General features: G+C 60.0%; 20 protein-coding genes. 2 read left to right on the top strand and 18 right to left on the bottom strand.

The genetic code is table 11. The features are described from left to right. Positions 1-79: 79 nt before the first annotated feature. The 6 genes from ACQY8Q_RS21940 to dusB form a co-directional block, all read right to left on the bottom strand. Positions 80-943, bottom strand: coding sequence for a D-amino-acid transaminase (locus ACQY8Q_RS21940; protein ID WP_428428490.1), 864 nt, complete (start codon positions 941-943; stop codon positions 80-82). 35 nt (positions 944-978) lie between these two features. After that, positions 979-2343 (bottom strand): sigma-54-dependent transcriptional regulator, encoded by a 1365-nt coding sequence (locus ACQY8Q_RS21935; protein WP_113315676.1) that lies wholly within the window; start codon positions 2341-2343, stop codon positions 979-981. Continuing rightward, positions 2333-4606, bottom strand: a complete 2274-nt coding sequence (locus ACQY8Q_RS21930) for an ATP-binding protein (protein WP_428428489.1) — start codon at positions 4604-4606, stop codon at positions 2333-2335. Before ACQY8Q_RS21930 ends, ACQY8Q_RS21935 begins: the two co-directional genes overlap by 11 nt. Positions 4607-4824: 218 nt before the next feature. Beyond that, entirely contained in the window at positions 4825-6279 is a 1455-nt protein-coding gene (ntrC, locus tag ACQY8Q_RS21925; protein WP_428428487.1) for a nitrogen regulation protein NR(I), read from the bottom strand. Next, complete coding sequence (locus ACQY8Q_RS21920; protein ID WP_428428486.1) at positions 6276-7433, bottom strand: two-component system sensor histidine kinase NtrB; 1158 nt, start codon at positions 7431-7433, stop codon at positions 6276-6278. The genes ntrC and ACQY8Q_RS21920 overlap by 4 nt, the downstream gene beginning before the upstream one ends. Then, positions 7430-8455 (bottom strand): tRNA dihydrouridine synthase DusB, encoded by a 1026-nt coding sequence (dusB, locus tag ACQY8Q_RS21915; protein WP_428428485.1) that lies wholly within the window; start codon positions 8453-8455, stop codon positions 7430-7432. The genes ACQY8Q_RS21920 and dusB overlap by 4 nt, the downstream gene beginning before the upstream one ends. A gap of 242 nt (positions 8456-8697) precedes the next feature. Here dusB and ACQY8Q_RS21910 point away from each other — a divergent pair, with 242 nt between their 5' ends. Together ACQY8Q_RS21910 and ACQY8Q_RS21905 are read left to right on the top strand one after the other, a co-directional pair. Then, complete coding sequence (locus tag ACQY8Q_RS21910) at positions 8698-9912, top strand: bifunctional 2-C-methyl-D-erythritol 4-phosphate cytidylyltransferase/2-C-methyl-D-erythritol 2,4-cyclodiphosphate synthase (protein WP_428428483.1); 1215 nt, start codon at positions 8698-8700, stop codon at positions 9910-9912. Continuing rightward, on the top strand, positions 9909-10409 hold the full coding sequence (locus ACQY8Q_RS21905) for a CinA family protein (protein ID WP_428428482.1): 501 nt from the start codon (positions 9909-9911) through the stop codon (positions 10407-10409). Before ACQY8Q_RS21910 ends, ACQY8Q_RS21905 begins: the two co-directional genes overlap by 4 nt. Before the next feature lie 7 nt (positions 10410-10416). Here the strand turns inward: ACQY8Q_RS21905 and ACQY8Q_RS21900 are convergent, their stop codons facing one another. The 12 genes from ACQY8Q_RS21900 to ACQY8Q_RS21845 all read right to left on the bottom strand — a co-directional run bounded on the left by ACQY8Q_RS21900 (position 10417) and on the right by ACQY8Q_RS21845 (position 20701). Next, entirely contained in the window at positions 10417-10869 is a 453-nt protein-coding gene (locus ACQY8Q_RS21900) for a type II toxin-antitoxin system RatA family toxin (RefSeq protein ID WP_428428480.1), read from the bottom strand. 48 nt (positions 10870-10917) lie between these two features. Further along, entirely contained in the window at positions 10918-11502 is a 585-nt protein-coding gene (locus tag ACQY8Q_RS21895) for an AAA family ATPase (RefSeq protein WP_428428479.1), read from the bottom strand. Then, positions 11492-12073, bottom strand: coding sequence for an AAA family ATPase (locus ACQY8Q_RS21890; RefSeq protein ID WP_428428478.1), 582 nt, complete (start codon positions 12071-12073; stop codon positions 11492-11494). Before ACQY8Q_RS21890 ends, ACQY8Q_RS21895 begins: the two co-directional genes overlap by 11 nt. A gap of 65 nt (positions 12074-12138) precedes the next feature. Continuing rightward, positions 12139-13116 carry a lipoyl synthase gene (gene lipA / locus ACQY8Q_RS21885; RefSeq protein ID WP_428428477.1) on the bottom strand — a complete coding sequence of 326 codons (978 nt, stop codon included), beginning with the start codon at positions 13114-13116 and terminating at the stop codon, positions 12139-12141. 95 nt (positions 13117-13211) lie between these two features. Next, entirely contained in the window at positions 13212-14657 is a 1446-nt protein-coding gene (gene lpdA / locus ACQY8Q_RS21880; protein WP_428428476.1) for a dihydrolipoyl dehydrogenase, read from the bottom strand. Positions 14658-14677: 20 nt separating this feature from the next. Beyond that, on the bottom strand, positions 14678-15259 hold the full coding sequence (locus tag ACQY8Q_RS21875; RefSeq protein WP_428428475.1) for a GNAT family N-acetyltransferase: 582 nt from the start codon (positions 15257-15259) through the stop codon (positions 14678-14680). Further along, positions 15260-15901: an SGNH/GDSL hydrolase family protein gene (locus ACQY8Q_RS21870; RefSeq protein ID WP_428428474.1), complete on the bottom strand. Its 642-nt coding sequence runs from the start codon at positions 15899-15901 to the stop codon at positions 15260-15262. Positions 15902-15905: 4 nt separating this feature from the next. Continuing rightward, positions 15906-16421 (bottom strand): hypothetical protein, encoded by a 516-nt coding sequence (locus tag ACQY8Q_RS21865; RefSeq protein WP_428428473.1) that lies wholly within the window; start codon positions 16419-16421, stop codon positions 15906-15908. Positions 16422-16442: 21 nt separating this feature from the next. Next, positions 16443-17780, bottom strand: a complete 1338-nt coding sequence (locus ACQY8Q_RS21860) for a pyruvate dehydrogenase complex dihydrolipoamide acetyltransferase (protein WP_428428471.1) — start codon at positions 17778-17780, stop codon at positions 16443-16445. A gap of 14 nt (positions 17781-17794) precedes the next feature. Continuing rightward, positions 17795-19177: a pyruvate dehydrogenase complex E1 component subunit beta gene (locus tag ACQY8Q_RS21855; RefSeq protein ID WP_428428469.1), complete on the bottom strand. Its 1383-nt coding sequence runs from the start codon at positions 19175-19177 to the stop codon at positions 17795-17797. Positions 19178-19198: 21 nt separating this feature from the next. Next, entirely contained in the window at positions 19199-20245 is a 1047-nt protein-coding gene (gene pdhA / locus ACQY8Q_RS21850) for a pyruvate dehydrogenase (acetyl-transferring) E1 component subunit alpha (protein ID WP_428428468.1), read from the bottom strand. 147 nt (positions 20246-20392) lie between these two features. Then, positions 20393-20701, bottom strand: coding sequence for an FtsB family cell division protein (locus ACQY8Q_RS21845; protein ID WP_428428466.1), 309 nt, complete (start codon positions 20699-20701; stop codon positions 20393-20395). Between the last annotated feature and the right edge of the window lie 82 nt (positions 20702-20783).

Here is a 20783-nt window from a genome sequence, read left to right as displayed (position 1 = left end):
TTTAACCGGTTGATTATACGATCTGAATAGCCCGAACGCTGAAAAAACTGGTCTTTAAAGCGTCCCCCCGGATTTGGTATCAAATCGCGGTCTTTTCCGCAATGTCGAAAAAGGCTTCACGAATTTTCTGTGACACGCTGCCCGGATGGCCGTTGGCGATGGTTTTACCGTTAACAGCAACGACGGGAAAGCAGATGCTTGTGGCTGCCGTGATGAAGACTTCGCGTGCCTCCAGCATGTCTTCGAGAGAAAATGCCTCTTCCACAATCTCAAGCCCGATCGCAGCGGTCACATCCTTCAGCGTCGTCCGAGTAATGCCGCGCAAGATGCCGTGTTCCGCATGACGGGTCCGCAACCGGCCCTCCTTGTCGACGATCCAGACATTGGTCGCCGCTCCCTCCTTCACCATGCCGTCCTGATCGACAAAGATCGCCTCCTGCGCGCCCTGTTCCTTGGCGGCCTGGCGGGCCAGCACATTCGGCAGCAATCCGACGGACTTGATGTCAACGCGGTCCCAGCGGTTCTCCGGAACGGTGATGGCGCTGATGCCCGTGGCGTTCTTCCTGGCGATCACCGACGCATCGGTTCTCTTCGCGGTGACCACGATCGTTGACGGCGTATCGGCTGCCGGAAAGACATGGTCGCGCCGAGCCGCACCGCGCGTCACCTGCAGATAAAACATGCCGTTCCGCACCCGATTACGGCGCACGACTTCACGAATGACCAGGACGAGCGCTGCCCGCGTCATCGGCCAGGCCATGCGGAGTTCGCTCAGCGACCGGTCCAGCCGGTCGAGATGGCGGGTCAGGTCTACGATGAAACCGTGGCGGATCTCGCAGACCTCATAGACGCCATCGGCGAGCTGGAAGCCGCGATCCTCGATATGAACAGCAGCTTCGGTATGGCGCTGGTAGGCACCGTTGACATAGGCAATGCGCGACATGGATGACCTGTCTCAGAAGGATAAAACGATGGTTTTCAGACGCCGAGCGATTTCAGTTTGCGATGCAGCGCCGAGCGCTCCATGCCGACAAACTCGGCGGTACGGGAAATATTGCCGCCGAAACGGTTGATCTGGGCGATCAGGTAGTCCCGCTCGAACATTTCACGCGCCTCCCGCAGCGGCAGCGTCATGATGTGATGGTCCCCTTGCGTCGAAATCTTCGGCAGACTGTCACCGACCTCGCTTGGCAGCATGTCGGCCGAAATTGCCGTATCCGGACCATCGCTGCGGGCGAGAATCATCAGCCGCTCGATATTGTTGCGCAACTGCCGGATATTGCCCGGCCAGTCGTGCGATTGCAGTACGGCCAACGCGTCGTCACCGATCTTGCGGGTGCGAATGCCCGCCTGCTCACTGATCTGGCGCATGAACATATCGACCAGAAACGGAATATCCTCGCGCCGTTCCGCCAGCGGCGGCACACGCACAGGGATGACGGCCAGCCGGTGGTAAAGATCCTCGCGAAAAGCACCTTCGGCAATCTGGCTTTCGAGATTGTAAGCGGTCGAAGAAATGATGCGGACATCGACCTTGACGCGCTTGGAGCCACCGACCCGCTCGAACTGCTGGTCGACCAGCACACGGAGGATCTTGTTCTGCGTCTCGCGCGGCATTTCGCCGACTTCGTCGAGATAGAGAATGCCGCCATGGGCCTCTTCGAGCGCGCCGGTCTTGCGCGGCTGGCCCGGTGTTCCCTCGGTACCGAACAGCGCCATTTCCATCCGGTCGGGGGTGATCGCGGCAGCATTCAGCGCCACGAACGGTCCGCCTGCCCGCGAGGACTTGCGGTGGATCATCCGGGCAACCAGTTCCTTGCCCGAGCCGGACGGGCCATGGATCATGATGCGACTGTTGGTCGGCGCAACCTTTTCGATCGTCTGGCGCAGCTGCGACACGGCAACCGAGGTACCGATCAGCTCGACGGGATCGCCCGAGCGTTTCTTCAGCTCGGACACTTCCTTCTTCAGCTTGGAATTTTCCAGCGCCCGTTCGGCAATGAGAATCAACCGGTCCGCCTTGAAAGGCTTTTCGATGAAGTCATAGGCGCCGCGCCGGATCGCCGAAACGGCGGTCTCGATATTGCCGTGCCCGGAAATCATCACCACCGGCAAATCAGGATAGCGGCTCTTGATCTCGTCGAGCAGCGCCAGACCATCGAGACGGCTGCCTTGCATCCAGATATCGAGGAAGACGAGGCGCGGCACGCGATCGCTGATGGCGGCAAGCGCGCTGTCGCTATCGAACGCGGTGCGGGTTTCATGCCCCTCGTCGGACAGGATACCGGAGACGATTTCGCGAATGTCTTCTTCGTCGTCCACAACCAGAATGTCAGCGGCCATAGGAAGTATCCTTGTCTTGTCTGTCTTCGGTGCCGCTGCTCTGTCCAGCAGGCGGCAAAATAATGCGAATCATGGCGCCCTGGCCGCGATCAAAATCGGCCGGTGCGTCATGCAGTTCCAACTGTCCACCGTGGTCCTCGATAATCTTCTTGACGATCGCGAGACCAAGGCCGGTGCCCTTTTCGCGCATGGTCATATAGGGCTCGAGAATGCGATGGCGATTTTCGGTCGGCAGTCCCCGGCCGTTGTCGATGATATCGATGACGTACTGGCCGCTCGTTTCATTCAATCGCGACCGCACCATCACCTTGCGATCACCGCGAACGGCATCCGCAGGCAGGGCCTCGATCGCCTCAACCGCGTTCTTGATGATATTGCCGAAGGCTTGACCGAGCATGCGGCTGTCGAACGTACCGTCGAGCGGTTCCTCGCCAAGGTCGCGAATGAAAGTCACATGGGTATTGCCCATCTCGCGCAGGAAGATCGCATCCTTAAGAATATTGCGCAGATCGGCCTTTTCCTTGGTCGGCTTGGGCATACGGGCGAAACCGGAGAACTCATCGACCATGCGGCCGATGTCCTCAACCTGGCGAACGATCGTATCAGTACACTGATCAAACACCGCGCGATCGTCCTGATTGATCTGTTTGCCGTAGCGGCGCTTCAGCCGTTCGGCCGAGAGCTGGATCGGCGTCAACGGGTTCTTGATTTCATGGGCGATACGCCGGGCGACGTCGGCCCAGGCGGTCGAGCGCTGGGCAATCACCAGGTCGGTAATATCATCGATGGTGATGACATAGGAATCCTTGGCGTCGTGCGATTCCTCACGCGTCACCTGAACATTCAGCGTCCGCTCCGTACCGCCGCGCATGATGTTGATCTGCTTGCGGTAGTCGTTGCGGTGGCGGCTGGCGGCCTCGTTAAGCACCTGCTCGATCTCGGGCGCCACATCTTCAAGCCTTTCGCCAATCAGGTCCAGCGTCGTGCGCGACAGGAAATGCTCCGACGACGGATTGGCGATAGTGATGCGCCGGTCGTCCTCGACACCGATCACGGCCGCCGTCACACCGGAAAGCACTGCCTCGATGAAGCGGCGCCGGTCGTCCATCTCGTCCTTCGCTTCAAGGATCTGGTCGCGCTGCGTGCGGATTTCGGCGATCATCTTGTTGAAGGTACGTGACAGGCTGCCGACATCACCATCCACTGCATGCACCGGCACGATGACATTCAGGTTGCCGCTGGCGACGCTATCGGCTGCGCCGATCAGAAGCCGGATTGGCCGGACGATCCGGTCGGCGACCGCGATAGCCGTCCAGATCGCCGCCAGAAGCACGATCAGCGCAAAACCGAGATAAAGCACCCCGAAGGCCACCTGCAGCGATGTGCGACCTGCCTCCAGATTTTTGTATTCTGCAGTGTTTTCCTCCATCAGCCGCATCGAGCGCATGACCTTCGGGTCAACACTGCGCACGGTGTAGAGATAGGCGCCCTCGATATTGTCGATCGGGATGATCGCGCCGACGAGATTGGTGACGCCGGGCGGAATAAGCGTCGGCTGGCCGGAGACCGTGCTCATCAGCGCGTCTCTCGGAATGGCTGGTAGCGGCCGCTCAGTCGGAATATTGGCCTGAAGGATCGGCGAACCATCGCCGCGCACCAGGAAGGCACCGAGCATGCCACGTCCGCGGGCCTGCCGCGTCATCAGCTCGATGAAGCCGGTGCGGTCGAGGCTGTAGAGCTGGCGATTGCGTTCTAGGTCATTGGCCATCGAAACAGTCTGGCCCTGCAGATAGCTGGCATTTTCGAGCACATAGGCCTGCGCCACATCGAGCGAGGAACTGACAATCGACTGGGTGCGCAGCGAAAACCAGCGATCGAGCCCGACATCGAGCGTGATGCTGGCAAAGATCGCCACCAGGATGGCGGGCGTGATCGCAACGATCGAAAATAGCGCGACGATACGCACGTGCAGGCGGGCGGCGGCCCTGCCCCGGTTGCGCGCCTTCAATAGGCGGACGATCTCCCGGCCGATCAGAAACAGCAGCCCGAGCACGAAAAGCGCGTTGATCGCCGCCGAGCCGATGATGATGTTGGTTTCCGGCTTGATAGGCGTGAGCCCGAGAAGAATCAGCAGCGATACGATCGCGCAGATCAACGCGCCCGTTGCCAGCAACAGGCCCGGCAACGCAAAAGTTGCGCGCCGGTCATGGCCGATCACGGCAACTTCTTCTTTCGCCAGTGGCGCAATCAGCCCTTCGGCCATCAAAAATGCATCCCCCGTCCCGCCTCGCCTTCCATGAGAAAGCAGCGGGCATATTTCGCGCCATGGTCAAGAAATGACCGCCAAGACCCGATCGACTCCTTGCTTGCAAAGGCAAAGAGGCCAGATCCGGCGGATGACGAGCGGAAAGACTCAGCCGTCACCCGTGTGCTTTCTAAGCAACATATTGTGGCGAAAATGCAACGCTTATGGGTGCCAAGTCAAGCGCTGCGGGAGCTGCGATAAACCGAAACCCCAAGCTCGCGAATTTTCTTGCGCAAAGTGTTCCGGTTGAGGCCAAGCAGGTCGGCTGCCTTGATCTGGTTGCCGCGCGTTGCCGTCAAGGCAGCCAGTATGAGCGGATATTCCATTTCGGCCAGCACACGATCATAAAGGCCCGCCGGCGGCAGCCCCTCGCCGAAGCCGGCGAAATATTGCCGCATGTTTTCTTCCACGGCCTGCGAAATCGACATCGACCCGGAGCGGCTCGATGCCTTCTCGATCGGACTGTCGGGAATGTCCGAGCGCAATTCGCTTTCGATGATTTCCCGGGTGATGACGTCCTGTGGATAAAGCGCGGTCAGGCGGCGTACGACGTTTTCGAGCTCGCGGACGTTGCCCGGCCACGGATGCGCCTTCATCAGCTCGAGCGCTTCCTGATCGAAACGCTTGACGTCGAGGCCTTCCTTTTCGGCCTGCTGAACGAAGTGGCGGACGAGATCGGGAATATCCTCGGCGCGATCACGCAGCGGCGGCAGCCGCAGCGGCACGACGTTCAGGCGGTAGTAGAGATCTTCGCGGAACAGGCCCTGGTTGATTGATTGCTTCAAATCCTTGTTGGTTGCAGCGACGATACGAACATCCGATCGGATCGGCGTGCGGCCGCCGACGGTGGTGTATTCGCCCTGCTGCAGCACGCGCAGCAGACGCGTCTGTGCATCCATCGGCATGTCGCCGATTTCATCGAGAAACAGCGTGCCACCCTCGGCCTGTTCGAAACGGCCGGTCGAGCGGTTCTGCGCACCGGTGAAGGCACCCTTCTCGTGACCGAACAGTTCCGATTCGATCAGGTCACGCGGGATCGCCGCCATGTTGATGGCAACAAACGGGCCGTTGCGGCGCTTGCCGTAGTCGTGCAACGCCTTGGCGACCAGTTCCTTGCCGGTGCCGGATTCGCCGGTGATCATCAGTGTCAGGTCGGTCTGCATCAGGCGGGCAAGAACGCGGTAGATTTCCTGCATGGCGGCCGAGCGGCCGACCAGTGGCATGCCGTCCTGCGGATCGTCTTCCAGCTTTTGGGGCTTGCGCTTCGGCTCGGCCAAAGCCCTACCGATGATCGCGATCAATTCGGTGAGGTCGAAGGGTTTCGGCAGGTAATCATAGGCACCCTTTTCCGAGGCCTTGATGGCGGTCATGAAGGTGTTCTGGGCGCTCATCACCAGAACTGGCAGGTCCGGCCGTGCCTTCTTGATGCGCGGTAGAAGATCGAAGGCGTTTTCGTCGGGCATCACCACATCGGTGACGACCAGATCGCCATCACCGGCCGAAATCCACCGCCACAGCGTCGCTGCATTCGAGGTGATGCGGACGTCGTAGCCGGCGCGGCTCAGCGCCTGATTGAGAACGGTACGGATGGCAGCGTCGTCGTCAGCGACGAGAATGGTGGCGCCAGTCATCGAGAATGTCCTTTTATGATGGTCAGAGGCTCGCTGTCTTCGGCCGTCGGCCCTTTGGAAGCGGGCATCAGAACGCGAAATGTAGTGCGGCTCGACTGGCTGTCGCACTCGACGATGCCGCCATGACCGCCAATGATCTTGGCAACCAGGGCAAGGCCGAGGCCGGAGCCGTTGGTCTTGGTGGTAATGAATGGATCAAACAGATGCGGCACAAGATCGGAAGGTACGCCCGGTCCGTTGTCATGAACGCAGAATTCGAGCGGCAGCGAAATCTTCTCCCGCGTTCCGGCGACCGACAGTCGGATACCAGGCCTGTAAGCCGTCGTCAGCATGATCTCGCCGTCCGACTTGTCGGCAACCGCCTCGGCCGCGTTCTTGATCAGGTTGAGGAAGACCTGGATCAGCTGGTCACGATTGGCGTAAACCGGCGGCAGCGAGGGGTCGTAATTCTCGGTGATGCGAATTCTCCGGGCAAAGCCAGCCTTGGCAATGGCCTTCACATGATCAAGCACGGAGTGGATATTGACCGGATGACGGTCAACCGGCCGCTCGTCGGAAAACACTTCCATACGATCAACGAGCGATACGATCCGGTCCGTTTCATCGCAGATCAGCCGCGTCAGCGCCCGGTCCTCGTCATTGACGGATGTTTCCAGCAGCTGGGCTGCACCACGAATACCCGACAGCGGGTTCTTGATCTCATGGGCAAGCATCGAGGCCAGACCGGTGACCGAGCGTGCCGCTGCCCTGTGTGTCAGCTGCCGGTCGATCTTGTCCGCCATCGAGCGCTCCTGGAAGACGATCACGACAGAACCCGGCTCGGACAGAACCGGCGCCACATAGAGATCGACAAGCTTGTCAGCCCCCAGTCGCGGCGAGCTCAGATCGACCCGGTATTCGTTGACGGCGGCGCGGCGCTCGCGGACCTGATCGATCAACGTCAGAAGTGGACTGCCGAACGGAATGAAGGCGCTGATGTCGTGACGGGCGAGATAATTGGCGCTGGCGCCGAAGAATGCCTCCGCCTCCCAGTTGGCGAAGGCGACAAGACCGTTTTCATCGACGAGGATCACCGGGTTCTGGATGGCGTTGAGAACTGCCATCGGCAGTGAATTGACGCCCTTGCGCTCCTCGTCGCCCAATTTCTCGGTCATGCCGCATCCTTTTGTTCACCGGGGCCACGCCCGGCCGCAATGGCAGCCACCGCGCCAGACAGGGCGATGACCGGGTCAGTCGAGGTCATGATTGCTGCCTTCTCCGGCGCCGCGAGCTGCGGCGCAAACAGTCCCAGATACCAGCCGAGATGTTTCCGCGCATGGCGAAGACCGATATCGGCACCGTAAAATTCCAGCATCATGCCGTAATGTTCAGCAACGATCTCAGCGATCTCGGCTGCGTCCGGATGTTCAACCGCTCCCGCAAGCACACCGGCATGCCAGGGCCGCCCCTGACTGGAGCGCCCGATCATCACCGCATCGGCGCCAGAGCGCCGGAGAATTTCGTTGGCGTCGTCGCGCGTCGCCACATCGCCATTGGCGACCAGCGGCACGGAAATCACCTCGCGCACGGCGCGGATCGCATCCCAATCGGCTGTGCCGTTGTAAAACTGCATGCGGGTGCGGCCATGAATGGTGATCATCTGGACGCCAGCCTCTTGCGCCCGCTTGGCGATCAATGGCGCGTTTATGGAGTTTTCGTCCCAACCGAGGCGCATCTTCAGCGTCACCGGCACATCGACCGCCTTCACCGTCGCCTCGATCAGCGACAGGGCATGATCCGGATCGCGCATCAGTGCCGAGCCGGAATAACCGCCCGTGACCTTCTTGGCCGGGCAACCCATATTGATATCGATGACATCGGCGCCGTTGTCGGCAGCGATCTTTGCCGCCTCGCCCATCCAGTACGCCTCGCGTCCGGCCAACTGCACCATATGCGGATCGATGCCGGAACTCTTCAGCCGCGACCAGCTTTCCGATGCATTGCCGACGAGTTCGCGGCTTGCTACCATTTCGGTCACGACGAGACCTGCGCCAAACCGCCAGGCCAATTGGCGGAAAGGCAAGTCGGTCACGCCCGACATCGGCGCAAGCACGACTCGGCTCCGAAAGGAGAGCCGGCCAACCCGGAACGGGGATGACAAATCCGGTATCTGCAAATGATTATCTTTCGGGCACATCTTTATTCTGCACTATTTTTAGACATACTTGACGGACTTGCCAAGCGATTTCAGAGCTCTACGACAAAATTCTCAGGACAACTGGTAAAGCCCCACCCTTCGCGGTAAATCACCACCACGATTTGAAGCCCGCGTGCCGAACCGGCATGCGCCTGGTGTGACGAAGACTGGAGCGAGAGAGCCATCCATACGCCCGGTGTCGAGCGCAAGCGGCGATCTATTTGCAGGAACCCATATAGAAGATGCACGCAAAAGAACAGTTTTCCTGTGGTGTCGTCATTGTCGCTGCCGGCCGGGGTGAACGCGCCGGCTCCCTGCAGGATGGACCGAAGCAATACCGCGCCATCGGCGGGCGGCCGGTTATGACCCATACGCTTGACGTTTTTGCGACATGGCCGAGGGAAAAGACGATCGTCGTCGTCATTCATCCCGATGACGAAGCCCTGTTTGCTCACGCATGCAGCCTTGTATCAAGCAACACGTCGAACATTACCTTCGTTCATGGCGGGCCGACGCGGCAGCTTTCGGTGCTGGCGGGACTGAAAGCGCTCGAACACTCTGGCGTCACCCATGTGATGATCCATGATGCCGTCCGTCCGTTCATTGACCACGCCCTGCTCGACCGCTGCGTCTCGACGCTGACAGAGGGTTCTGATGCCCTACTGCCCGCAGTTGCGGTTGCCGATACGTTGAAGCGTGGGTCTGCAGATGGAAAGGTTGTTGAGACGGTACCAAGGGCAGGCCTTTATGGTGCCCAGACGCCCCAGTGCTTTCGCTTCGCGCCGATCCTTGCAGCGCATACGAATGCCGCAGCCTCCGGCCGCTCCGATTTTACCGACGACGCCTCGATTGCCGAATGGGCTGGAATGCCCGTAACGCTGATCGAAGGATCGGTGGAGAATTTAAAACTGACGATCAAACGGGATATCACCATGGCCGATGAAAAACTGAACCGGAACGCGCTTCCGGACGTGCGAACCGGCAATGGCTATGACGTGCATCAGCTGATCGACGGCGACGGCGTGACGCTCTGCGGTATCTTCATGCCCCATGACCAGACGCTGCTTGGCCATTCCGATGCCGATGTCGCCCTGCATGCCTTGACCGACGCTTTGCTGGCCACCTGCGGTGCCGGCGATATCGGCGATCATTTTCCACCGTCCGATCCGCAATGGAAGGGCGCCGCCTCGCGCATCTTTCTCGAACACGCGGCAAAGATCGTTCGCGACAACGGCGGCACGATCATGAACGCCGATGTCTCGCTGATTGCCGAAGCCCCGAAGATCGGTCCACACCGGCTGGCGATGCGCGAAAACCTCGCGGATATGCTCGGCATTTCGCTGGATCGCTGCTCGGTCAAGGCGACGACGAACGAGAAGATCGGCTTCATCGGCCGCCGCGAAGGCATTGCAGCCATCGCCACGGCAACGGTCGTCTACACCGGAGGCATCACATGAGTGGCTGGCCCAAGGATATTGAAACCAAGGCAGGCATGCTGATCGCGGAATTTTCCAAACGTGGCCTGATGATCGCCACGGCCGAATCCTGCACCGGCGGCCTGATCACCGGTATCCTGACGGAAATTCCGGGCTCCTCTTCGGTGGTCGATCGCGGTTTCGTTACCTATTCGAATGATGCCAAGATCCAGATGTTGGGCGTCCATACCGCAACACTGGAAAAGCACGGCGCGGTATCGCGTCAGACAGCGATTGAAATGGTGCGCGGCGCGCTCAGTCATTCCAAGGCGGATGCGGCAGTTGCCGTGACCGGTGTCGCCGGACCTAGCGGCGGATCGGACGAAAAGCCGGTCGGACTGGTGCATCTGGCATCAGCCAGCCGGAACGGCGCAGTGCATCACCGCGAGATGCGCTATGGCGACATCGGCCGCGACGCTGTCCGGATGGCAACGGTGCGCACGGCGCTCGATATGCTGCAAGAGACGGCGGGAAACTAACGTCGCGTTATGCCGTTGCGTAAATCGTATCGGCACGCTTCTCGAAGGCTTCGGAAAACATCCGGAACGCCCGGTCGAACATCGAGCCCATGACGGCGCCGAGAATTCGGCTCTTGAACTCGTAGTCGATGAAGAAGTTGACCGAACAGCCGCCCTCACCCATCGCCTCAAAACTCCAGCGGTTGTCGAGATATTTGAACGGCCCGTCGAGATATTTGACATCGATCAGGCGCTCTGCCTTGTTGAGCAGAACCTGTGTGGTAAACGTCTCGCGGATCGCCTTGTAGCCGACGGTCATATCCGCGACCAGCAATTCCTTGCCATCGCGTTCCTTGCGCGAACGCACGGTCAGCCCCTCGCAAAGCGGCAGGAATTGCGGATATTTTTCAACATCGGCGATCAGGTCGAACATCTGGTCGGGTGAATGCTTGACGGGCCGGCGGGTCTCGAATTGTGGCATGGCGTTCAGATATTCAATGATGTGTGGAAAAACAAGATGTGGTCGGCGTCATGCGCGTGCAGTAGGCGCCTGTTGAGTGACGTGCTCCAGCAGGATTCGCGTCTCCGCATGCGATCGGACAACGAAGACCGGCACCTCAGAGCCATAATCCGCCAGCTTCTGCGCGATCTCCGGGCTTTCCGTCTTTTCGAAATTCCAGATGTAGGACAGGAACTCGAGCGTCAGGCGCTCGGGGCAGTTGTCGGCCATTTCCGGGCGCGTCCTGCCGCGCAACCGAAACCAGCGGCTGATAACGCCATAGAGCGAAACATGGCGCGGCGGCCGCATCCAGATGACGAGATCTGTACGCGGCAGGCGCAGCGGCAAGGTGCCGGGGCTTGTGCCGTCCATGATCCATCGCGGCTGCGCCACCGCCCGCTCGACGATCTCAAGCGCCTCGGCCCGCGGGCGCTGCGTCCATCCCGGCATCCAGAAGACGTCGCGATCCATCGAGACATAGGAAAGCGCAAACAGCCAGGAAAGCGCCTGCGCCAAAGTGCTCTTGCCGCTACCCGAACAACCGATCACCAGAACACGATCGGCGGTGCGAAGGGCATCCGCTGTCTGTTCAACATTCAAAAGCTTATTCGACATTGCTGGTTTCCTGCAGGCTCTGGCTCAGTGCACGGATGTCCCGGCGGCTTTTCAGTGTCAGGACAGGCATCTCCGGCGCGTACCGATCGAGCATCTGGACAATCACGGGAGAAACGCGCCGTTCGAAATTCCAGATATAGGAGATAAATTCGCGATCCGGCAGCTGTTCGGGACAGCCCGGCGCCATGTCGGGACGCACACGGCCAAAGCTCGACGCCACGCGGCAGACAAGCCCCCAAAGGCAGATGCGGCGCGGCAGGCGGACCCAGATGACCATATCTGTTCGCGGAAACCGCAGGTCAAATGTGGAGGGGCCGCTGCCGTCCAAGATCCAGCGGTCCTGTGCAACAGTGGCCGCAATCAGAGCCCGTTCTTCGGCTTTCGGCCGTTTGACCCAGCCGGGCAGCCAGAAAAAATCCCTGTCCATCGAGACGTAGGGAAGATTTAGTTTTGCGGAGAGTTCGCGCGAAAGCGTGCTCTTGCCGCCGCCGGAACAACCGATCACCAGGATGCGGCGTGCCTGGCTCAGGATCGGCAAGGCGTCCTCGATTTCCGGGATATAGGACGGCATGACGGCTCCAAACATGTGAGCCGTGCACCATAGAGTTCAAGTCGGGATTCGCAACATCCGGATGATTATCCCGCAGCTGCCGCCAGCTTCTTCTCACGGTTCGCCCGCAGCCGCGCGAAATCGTCACCGGCATGGTGCGACGAACGGGTGAGCGGGCTGGAAGCAACCATCAGGAAGCCCTTGGTATAGGCGACCGTTTCGTAGGACTTGAACTCTTCCGGCGTGACGAAGCTCATCACCTGATGGTGCTTGCGGGTCGGCTGCAGGTACTGGCCGATGGTGATGAAATCGACATCGGCCGTGCGCAGGTCGTCCATCAGCTGCAGCACTTCGTTGCGCTCTTCACCCAGACCGACCATAATGCCGGACTTGGTGAACATCGTCGGATCGAGTTCCTTGACCCGCTGCAGCAGACGGATCGAGTGGAAATAACGTGCACCCGGGCGGACCGTCAGATAATTGCCGGGCACAGTTTCCATATTGTGGTTGAAGACGTCGGGCTTGGCGGCGACAACGCGCTCCAGCGCACCAGGCTTCTTCAGGAAGTCGGGCGTCAGGATTTCGATGGTCGTCAACGGCGACGCGGCGCGAATGGCCCAGATCACCTTTTCGAAATGCTCGGCGCCGCCATCGGCCAGATCGTCGCGGTCAACCGAGGTAATGACCACATGCGACAGGCCCATTTGCTTGACGGCCTTGGCGACGTTTTCCGGCTCAGCCATGTCCAGCGCCTTCGGCTTGCCTGTGGAGACATTGCAGAAGGCGCAGGCGCGGGTACAGATCTCGCCCATGATCATGAAGGTAGCGTGCTTCTTGTCCCAGCACTCGCCGATATTCGGGCAGCCCGCCTCTTCGCAGACCGTGACAAGCTTGTGCTCCTTCACGATCGACTTGGTTTCGGCATAGCCCTTCGAGGTCGGCGCGCGGACCCGAATCCATTCCGGTTTACGCAGCATCTCGGTGTCGGGCTTGTGGGCCTTTTCCGGATGGCGGATGCGCGGGGCGTCGGGATCGAGAGTGGTGCGGTCGAGGATTGTGACCATCAATGGCTTCCAATTTTGCTTCAAGCGCAACAGCGCGCCCGTCAGGGCCGGATAGATTGGCCCGCCTTTTCAGATGGAGGCGAGCCCTAGCACAATCAAGCGTTCAGCGCACGTCCATAGGCATCGAGCACGCTTTCCTTCAGCGTTTCCGAGATCGTCGGATGCGGGAAGATCGTGTGCATCAGGTCTTCCTCGGTTGTCTCAAGGTTCATGGCGACGACAAAGCCCTGGATCAGCTCGGTAACTTCGGCACCAACCAGATGCGCACCGAGCAATTCGCCGGTCTTCTTGTCGAAAATGGTCTTGACCAGACCCTGGTCTTCACCAAGAGCGATCGCCTTGCCATTGGCAACGAACGGGAAGCGGCCGACGCGGATATCGCGGCCTTCGGCTTTCGCCCTGGCTTCCGTCAGGCCAACCGAGGCGACCTGCGGGTTGCAATAGGTGCAGCCCGGGATCTTAAGCTTGTCCATCGGATGCACATTCGGCAGGCCGGCGATCTTTTCGACGCAGATGACAGCCTCATGCTCGGCCTTATGGGCGAGCATCGGCGGGCCGGCAACGTCGCCGATGGCGTAGACGCCCGGCACGTTGGTCTTGCCGTAACCGTCGATGATGATGCAGCCGCGGTCGGTCTTGACGCCGAGCGCCTCGAGACCGAGGTTTTCGATATTGCCCTGCACGCCGACGGCCGAAATCATCCGGTCGGCGGTGATCTTCTCGACCGAACCGTCCTTCTTCTCGACATGGGCCGTCACGGAATTCGCAGCCTTTTCGACCTTGGTCACCTTGGCATCGAGAATGATCTTCATGCCCTGCTTGTCGAACTGTTTCTTAGCAAAGGCGGAGATTTCCGCGTCCTCGACCGGCATGACCTGCGACATCAGTTCGACCACCGTCACATCTACGCCCATGGTCCGATAGAACGAGGCGAACTCGATGCCGATGGCGCCGGACCCCATGACCAGCAGCGACTTTGGCATTTCTTCCGGCTTCATCGCCTCGAAATAGGTCCAGATCAGCTTGCCATCCGGCTCGATGCCCGGCAGCGCGCGCGGACGGGCGCCGGTTGCAACGATGATATGCTTGGCGGTGTAGGTGCCTTCGCCCAGCGTGTTCTTCGGGATCGGGCCTTGCGGCTGAACGATCGCCTTGGTGGTCTTGGCAACGACAATCTCGTTTGCCTTGGTGAGCTTGGCTTCACCCCAGATGATATCGACCTTGTTCTTCTTCATCAGGAAGGCGACGCCGCCGTTCATGCGCTCGGCAATGCCACGCGAGCGCTTGACGATCGCCTGCAGGTCCGGCGAAATCTTGCCTTCGAGTACCAGGCCGTAGTTCTTGGCATGCTCGGCAAGGTGCAGCACCTCGGCGGAACGCAGCAGCGCCTTGGTCGGGATGCAGCCCCAGTTGGAGCAGATGCCGGCCAGATGCTCGCGCTCGACCACGGCAACCTTCAGGCCCAGCTGGGCTGCGCGGATGGCCGCTATATAACCGCCGGGGCCGGAACCGATAACGATGACGTCGTAGGAATTTGCCATTCTTGTTTCCTGCCTCTTCCTTAGGTCATGTTCCGGGCCAAGAGGACCCATTCATGCCTTTTACTATCTTCAAAGAGTGGCACCGCCTGAAGCCGCGCCTTCTCCGCAAATCCGTTGGCAGCATAGAGCGCCAGCGCCGTATCATTGTGGCTTTCGGTGATCAGGCTGACCTGTTTACCCTTGGCCTTGTCGATCTCATGGGCAAGCAGCGCTCGCCCGATACCCTTGCCGCGATGGTGCCGGTAGACACCCAGGCTATCGATGAAACGGCTGCCGATCACCATGACCTGCAGGTCCAAGAGCGGCTTGATCACCGGATGAGGTGCCACGATATCGCGAACACTTTCATCCAGATCATATCCGATCGACACACCGGCAATCTCGCTGTCCCATTCGGCCAGTGTCGCATCTTTCCAGGCGCCGGGCTCGTCGTCCATCCGCAACCGCGACCGCCCCTGCTCCATGGCAGTATCCTTGGTTCCGCGCATCGCAGCACCGTGCCAGAGCCAGATCGCGAAACCATGGGAGGCAATATCGACCAGAATGGCCAGATCCGCCGCATCACGCCGTTCCGCTGCCCGCAAATGCAAAGCCGCAGTCATTCAGAGACCGAGCATCATCCGGACCATCGGCTCAAGGCCGCGTCCGATGGCGCGTGTATTTTCCATATCCAGATGCACGCCATCGAGCGGCGTCGTCCTTGCCACCGAACCGGCATCGAAGAAGCCGCAGCCGAGTTCGTCGGCAAGGTCTGCATAGAGCGAGGCCAGCATCGAAGACTGGTCGATCGCCCCTGCATACATCGCCGCGAAATTGGAATTCGCCGTTTCACAGATCACCGGTGGCGCGACGATCAGGATTTCCGGCGCCTCGGCCTGCACGCCCGGCCAGCTGTGATGCCAGACCAGTTTGACGAGTCTCTCGATGCCCTTGACTGCTCCAAACGCAGTTCCGTGCAGCAAAGGCTTCATATCGTTGGTGCCGAGCAGGAAAATAACCAGATCGACCGGGGCATGGGTCTGCAGAACGGTCGGCAGGATGCGCACGCCATTGCGATCACAGTCGGCCAGATGATCGTCATAGGCGGTTGTGCGTCCGTTCAGACCTTCGGCAATCACCTGAACGTCTTTGCCCAGCGCCTTCTGCAGGACACTTGGCCAGCGGTCGTCCAACGCATGCCGTCCGCCGGTTTCCGCGTCATATCCCCAGGTCAGACTGTCACCGTAGCAGAGGACTGTTTTCATCGCGTCATTCCCGTCCTAACAACCGGTCGACATCCGCCAAACCGTCTACGTCCTGCGGCAGTTCCGCCGTCATCTGCGTTACGTCCGTGAGGCCATAAGGATCGCCATCACGGGCGTCGCGAATGCCGGACTCGACAATGTCCAAGCCGTCACACAGCCGAAGGTTCTCGGCGGTGCCGATATCCGTACCTTTGAACAGCAGACAGAGCGCACCCTTGCCGTCATCGCCGTTGCTCGCGGTCCAGACGACCGGCACCACCTTATCGCCGAGTGCCGCCGACCAGACAAAACCTGTGCCGTCGGGCCGAAGATATTCGAGCTGGGGTATCCGATCGCTGTCGTTGCGAAACAAAAGCGTCTTGCCCGTCATCTGCTCGATACGCTGGGCAACCTGTTCGTTCAGCTCTTCAGCTTGCGCGGAAGTTACTGACAACAAGGGGAAAAGAGCAACGACAGTTGCGGCGCAGAAGCGCCGCAACGTCCGTGTCTTTTCAGCCGTGTTTCCCACCTTGGAAGACATTGTCGCGACGCTCTCTCCCAGTCAAACCAGCATACCCAACGGGCTTTCGATGTAACGTTTGAAGGCGCCGAGCAGTTCGGCTCCGAGCGCACCATCGACGGCACGGTGGTCGGTCGACAGTGTCACGGTCATGACATTGGCAACGACCATCTGGCCCTTCTTGACCACAACCCGTTCCTCGCCTGCGCCGATCGCCAGGATCGTCGCATGCGGGGGATTAACGACAGCAGCGAAGTTCTTGACGCCCATCATGCCCATGTTCGACACCGCCGTCGTGCCGCCCTGGAATTCCTCGGGCTTCAGCTTGCGGCTCTTGGCGCGAGCGCCGAGGTCCTTCATCTCGTTGGAGATGGCCGACAGGCTCTTGAGCTCCGCGCTGCGGACGATCGGGGTGATCAGCCCCCCGGGGATCGACACGGCAACGCCGACATCGGCGTGCTTGTGCTTGACCATGTTGGTTTCGGTCCAGGAGACGTTGGCATCCGGAACGTCGCGCAGGGCCAAGGCCAGCGCCTTGATGACCATGTCGTTGACCGAGAGCTTGTAGGCAGGCTTGCCGTCCCGTTCCGGGCTTGCAGCATTGAGCTGGGCACGAAGGGCAAGCAGCGCATCCAGTTCGCAATCGACGGAGACGTAGAAATGCGGAATGGTCTGCTTGGATTCCTGCAGGCGCTTGGCGATGACCTTGCGCATGCCGTCATGTGGCACGAGTTCGTAGGAGCCTTCGGCGAAGTTCTTCAGAACCGCTTCGTCGGATGCGCCCTTGGCAAGCGGAGCCGGAGCGGAAGCGGTTGCCGGAGCAGCGGCCGCAGCCTTTGCGCCACCGCCAGCAACTGCGGTTTCGACGTCCTTCTTGACCACACGGCCATGCGGACCGGTGCCGGAAACAGCCGAGATATCAATCCCTGCGTCCTTGGCCAAACGGCGGGCCAGTGGTGACGAGAAGGTCCGCGTACCGGATGCCGGAGCCTGCGCGGCAACCGGGGCCGGAGCGGCGGCAGCTGGTGCTGCCTCTGTCTTTGCCGGGGCTGCTTCAGCCTTCGCTTCCGTCTTGGCAGCCTCGGCCTTGGCAGCCGGAGCCGCACCGCCGCCGGACGCGGCAGCAGCAATGTCTTCGCCGTCGGCAGCGAGGATCGCGATCAAGGCGTTGACCTTGACGCCTTCGGTGCCTGCGGCAACGACGAGCTTGGCAACCGTGCCTTCATCGACGGCTTCGACTTCCATCGTCGCCTTGTCGGTTTCGATCTCGCACAGAACGTCGCCGGCGGAGACCTTATCGCCTTCCTTGACCAGCCATTTTGCGAGGTTGCCCTCTTCCATGGTCGGCGAAAGGGCTGGCATGGTGATGTTGATAGGCATCTCTTCACCCTCCCTTATTTGTAGCAGACGGTCTTTACCGCCTGGACGACTTCGCCGACATTCGGCAGGGCCAGCTTTTCAAGGTTGGCGGCGTAAGGCATCGGAACGTCCTTGCCGGCGATCGTCAGGATCGGCGCATCGAGATAATCGAAGGCCTGCTGCATGACGCGGGCGGCAATTTCGGTGCCGACGGAGGACTGCGGATAGCCTTCCTCGACGGTGACCAGACGACCGGTCTTCTTGACGGATTCGATCACGGCCGGCAGATCCATCGGACGGATGGTGCGCAGATCGATGATCTCGACGTCGATGCCTTCCTTCTCCAGTTCAGCCGCAGCCTTGACCGCGTAGGTCATGCCGATACCGAAGGAAACGATGGTCGCATCCTTGCCGACGCGGTGAATACGCGCCTTGCCGATCGGCAGGACAAAATCGTCCATCTTCGGCACGTCGAACGAGTGACCGTAGAGGATTTCGTTTTCAAGGAAGATCACCGGATTCGGATCGCGGATGGCGGCCTTGAGCAGCCCCTTGGCGTCGGCTGCCGTGTAGGGCATGACGACCTTGAGGCCTGGGATATGGCTGTACCAGGCGGCATAGCACTGCGAGTGCTGGGCGCCGACGCGTGCGGCTGCACCCGACGGACCACGGAACACCATCGGAGCGCCCATCTGGCCGCCGGACATATAGAGCGTCTTTGCCGCCGAGTTGATGATCTGGTCGATCGCCTGCATGGCGAAGTTGAAGGTCATGAACTCGACGATCGGGCGCAGGCCCGTCATCGCAGCGCCGACGCCGATACCGGCAAAGCCATGTTCGGTGATCGGCGTATCGACAACGCGGCGCGGACCGAATTCCTGAAGCAAACCTTGGGTGATCTTGTAGGCGCCCTGGTATTCGGCGACTTCCTCACCCATGACGAAGACGTCTTCGCTGCGGCGCATTTCTTCAGCCATCGCATCGCGAAGCGCTTCGCGCACCGTGGTCGAGACCATTTCGGTACCGGCCGGAATATCCGGATCGGAAGGAACAGCGGCCTTCGGCTGAGCCGGAATAGTTGCCGGCGCTTCGGACTTGACCGGTGTTTCCGTCTTGGCAGGCTCTGCAGCAACAGGCGCTGCAGCCTTCGGGGCGACAACATCGCTGGCGCTCTCGCCGTCCTGAAGCAGGACAGCAATTGCCGTGTTGACCTTGACGCCTTCGGTGCCAGCGGCGATCAGGATCTTGCCGATGACACCTTCGTCAACGGCTTCGACTTCCATGGTCGCCTTGTCGGTTTCGATTTCGGCAATCACGTCGCCGGAGGCAACCTTGTCGCCTTCGTTTTTCAGCCACTTGCTGAGCGTGCCTTCTTCCATCGTCGGGGACAGAGCGGGCATCAGAATTTCGATTGGCATGATGTTTTCCTCGTCCCGGTCTTAAAGCAGAATGTCGGTGTAGAGCTCGGATACATCCGGCTCCGGATCGGCCTGGGCAAAATCGGCGCTGTCGGCGACGATGTCGCGAACGTCCTTGTCGATTGCCTTCAGCTCGTCTTCGCTCGCCCAGCTGTTTTCCAGCAGGCGCACCCTTACTTTTTCGATCGGGTCGTTCTCGGAGCGCATCTTCTGCACTTCATCCTTCGAACGGTACTTGGCCGGGTCCGACATCGAGTGACCGCGATAGCGGTAGGTCTGCATCTCGAGGATCATCGGGCCTTTGCCGGCGCGGCAGTGTTCGACAGCATGGTCGCCCGCTGCCTTGACGGCGCGCACATCCATGCCATCGACCTGGAAGCCAGGAATGCCGAGAGCGACGCCGCGCTGCGAGAAATCATGACCGGCAGAGGCGCGCGACACCGAAGTGCCCATGGCGTAGCGGTTGTTCTCGACGATATAGATCACCGGCAGGTTCCACAGAGCCGCCATATTGAAGCTCTCGTAGACCTGACCCTGGTTGGCAGCGCCATCGCCGAAATAGGCAAGCGACACATTGTCATTGCCGCGGTAGCGATTGGCAAAGGCTAGACCTGTACCAAGCGAGACCTGCGCACCAACAATGCCGTGGCCGCCGTAAAAGTTCTTTTCCTTGGAGAACATGTGCATCGAGCCACCCTTGCCGCGGGAAAGCCCGCTGCGGCGGCCGGTCAGCTCAGCCATGACGCCGCGCGCACTCATGCCGCAGGCGAGCATATGGCCGTGGTCACGATAGGCGGTGATGACCTGATCGCCTTCCTTCAGCGCCATCTGCATACCGACGACGACAGCTTCCTGGCCGATATAGAGGTGACAGAAACCACCGATGAAGCCCATGCCATAGAGCTGGCCAGCCTTTTCCTCGAAACGGCGGATAAGGAGCATTTCGCGATAGCCCTTCAGATCGGTATCGCGATCGAACTCGGCGATCGTGCCCTTTGTGAAGTCTTTTTTTGCTGGCTTTGCAGCGGCCTTGCGACTGGAAACGGACGCGGATTTTCGCGGTGCCATTCAATCCTCCCTATGGTTGGCTTTTGCGGTACCATAGGGAAAGAATGCGATCACAGCAATGCCATATTTGCATGGCTTATATTCCTGCCAACCTATTGATAGGAATAACCTATTTCAAATTAACCTGCTTTCGGTTAATGTGGCAACTCAGTGAAAAATAACGATTTCGTCGCTGCGGGACATATTCAGGCCGAACCGCGCTTTTTCGTCAAGCATGTCCCGTTCGAGCGAGCCGTCACTGAGCAAGGCAACTTCCTTTTCCAGCGTCTGGCGCTGCGCCGTCAGCTCGTCCAGCCGTGCCTGACGCTCGATGCGTTGCCGGTCGAATGTCTCTGTTGCCTTCAGCCCAAAATCCCCATGAATGGAATGATAGCCGAAATAGGAGAGAAACGCGACGGTGATGAGCGGCATGACAAACCGCCCCAGCTGCCGTTTTTTATGGTGTTTGGTCCACATAGATCATGCCCTGATACGCAATACCTCAACACGCTAGCAGCCATTGATTAACCGACCGTTGACCATAAGGCCGGCAACGAAA

This window comes from Pararhizobium sp. (assembly GCF_965279435.1).
Classification (GTDB): domain Bacteria; phylum Pseudomonadota; class Alphaproteobacteria; order Rhizobiales; family Rhizobiaceae; genus Pararhizobium.
The sequence above is the reverse complement of the archived record's forward strand: the minus strand, read 5'-3'. Positions and strand labels throughout refer to the sequence as shown.

Excerpts from the sequence above, each read along its gene's own strand:
- ACQY8Q_RS21910 (WP_428428483.1), top strand. The coding sequence starts at position 8,698 with ATGCACGCAAAAGAACAGTTTTCCTGTGGTGTCGTCATTGTCGCTGCC.
- ACQY8Q_RS21855 (WP_428428469.1), bottom strand. The coding sequence starts at position 19,177 with ATGCCAATCGAAATTCTGATGCCCGCTCTGTCCCCGACGATGGAAGAA.
- ACQY8Q_RS21875 (WP_428428475.1), bottom strand. The coding sequence starts at position 15,259 with ATGACTGCGGCTTTGCATTTGCGGGCAGCGGAACGGCGTGATGCGGCG.
- ACQY8Q_RS21895 (WP_428428479.1), bottom strand. The coding sequence starts at position 11,502 with ATGTCGAATAAGCTTTTGAATGTTGAACAGACAGCGGATGCCCTTCGC.
- ACQY8Q_RS21865 (WP_428428473.1), bottom strand. The coding sequence starts at position 16,421 with ATGTCTTCCAAGGTGGGAAACACGGCTGAAAAGACACGGACGTTGCGG.
- ACQY8Q_RS21930 (WP_428428489.1), bottom strand. The coding sequence starts at position 4,606 with ATGGCCGAAGGGCTGATTGCGCCACTGGCGAAAGAAGAAGTTGCCGTG.
- pdhA (WP_428428468.1), bottom strand. The coding sequence starts at position 20,245 with ATGGCACCGCGAAAATCCGCGTCCGTTTCCAGTCGCAAGGCCGCTGCA.
- ntrC (WP_428428487.1), bottom strand. The coding sequence starts at position 6,279 with ATGACTGGCGCCACCATTCTCGTCGCTGACGACGACGCTGCCATCCGT.
- ACQY8Q_RS21905 (WP_428428482.1), top strand. The coding sequence starts at position 9,909 with ATGAGTGGCTGGCCCAAGGATATTGAAACCAAGGCAGGCATGCTGATC.
- ACQY8Q_RS21940 (WP_428428490.1), bottom strand. The coding sequence starts at position 943 with ATGTCGCGCATTGCCTATGTCAACGGTGCCTACCAGCGCCATACCGAA.
- ACQY8Q_RS21890 (WP_428428478.1), bottom strand. The coding sequence starts at position 12,073 with ATGCCGTCCTATATCCCGGAAATCGAGGACGCCTTGCCGATCCTGAGC.
- ACQY8Q_RS21935 (WP_113315676.1), bottom strand. The coding sequence starts at position 2,343 with ATGGCCGCTGACATTCTGGTTGTGGACGACGAAGAAGACATTCGCGAA.
- ACQY8Q_RS21920 (WP_428428486.1), bottom strand. The coding sequence starts at position 7,433 with ATGACCGAGAAATTGGGCGACGAGGAGCGCAAGGGCGTCAATTCACTG.
- ACQY8Q_RS21870 (WP_428428474.1), bottom strand. The coding sequence starts at position 15,901 with ATGAAAACAGTCCTCTGCTACGGTGACAGTCTGACCTGGGGATATGAC.
- ACQY8Q_RS21860 (WP_428428471.1), bottom strand. The coding sequence starts at position 17,780 with ATGCCTATCAACATCACCATGCCAGCCCTTTCGCCGACCATGGAAGAG.
- lpdA (WP_428428476.1), bottom strand. The coding sequence starts at position 14,657 with ATGGCAAATTCCTACGACGTCATCGTTATCGGTTCCGGCCCCGGCGGT.
- ACQY8Q_RS21845 (WP_428428466.1), bottom strand. The coding sequence starts at position 20,701 with ATGTGGACCAAACACCATAAAAAACGGCAGCTGGGGCGGTTTGTCATG.
- dusB (WP_428428485.1), bottom strand. The coding sequence starts at position 8,455 with ATGTGCCCGAAAGATAATCATTTGCAGATACCGGATTTGTCATCCCCG.
- ACQY8Q_RS21900 (WP_428428480.1), bottom strand. The coding sequence starts at position 10,869 with ATGCCACAATTCGAGACCCGCCGGCCCGTCAAGCATTCACCCGACCAG.
- lipA (WP_428428477.1), bottom strand. The coding sequence starts at position 13,116 with ATGGTCACAATCCTCGACCGCACCACTCTCGATCCCGACGCCCCGCGC.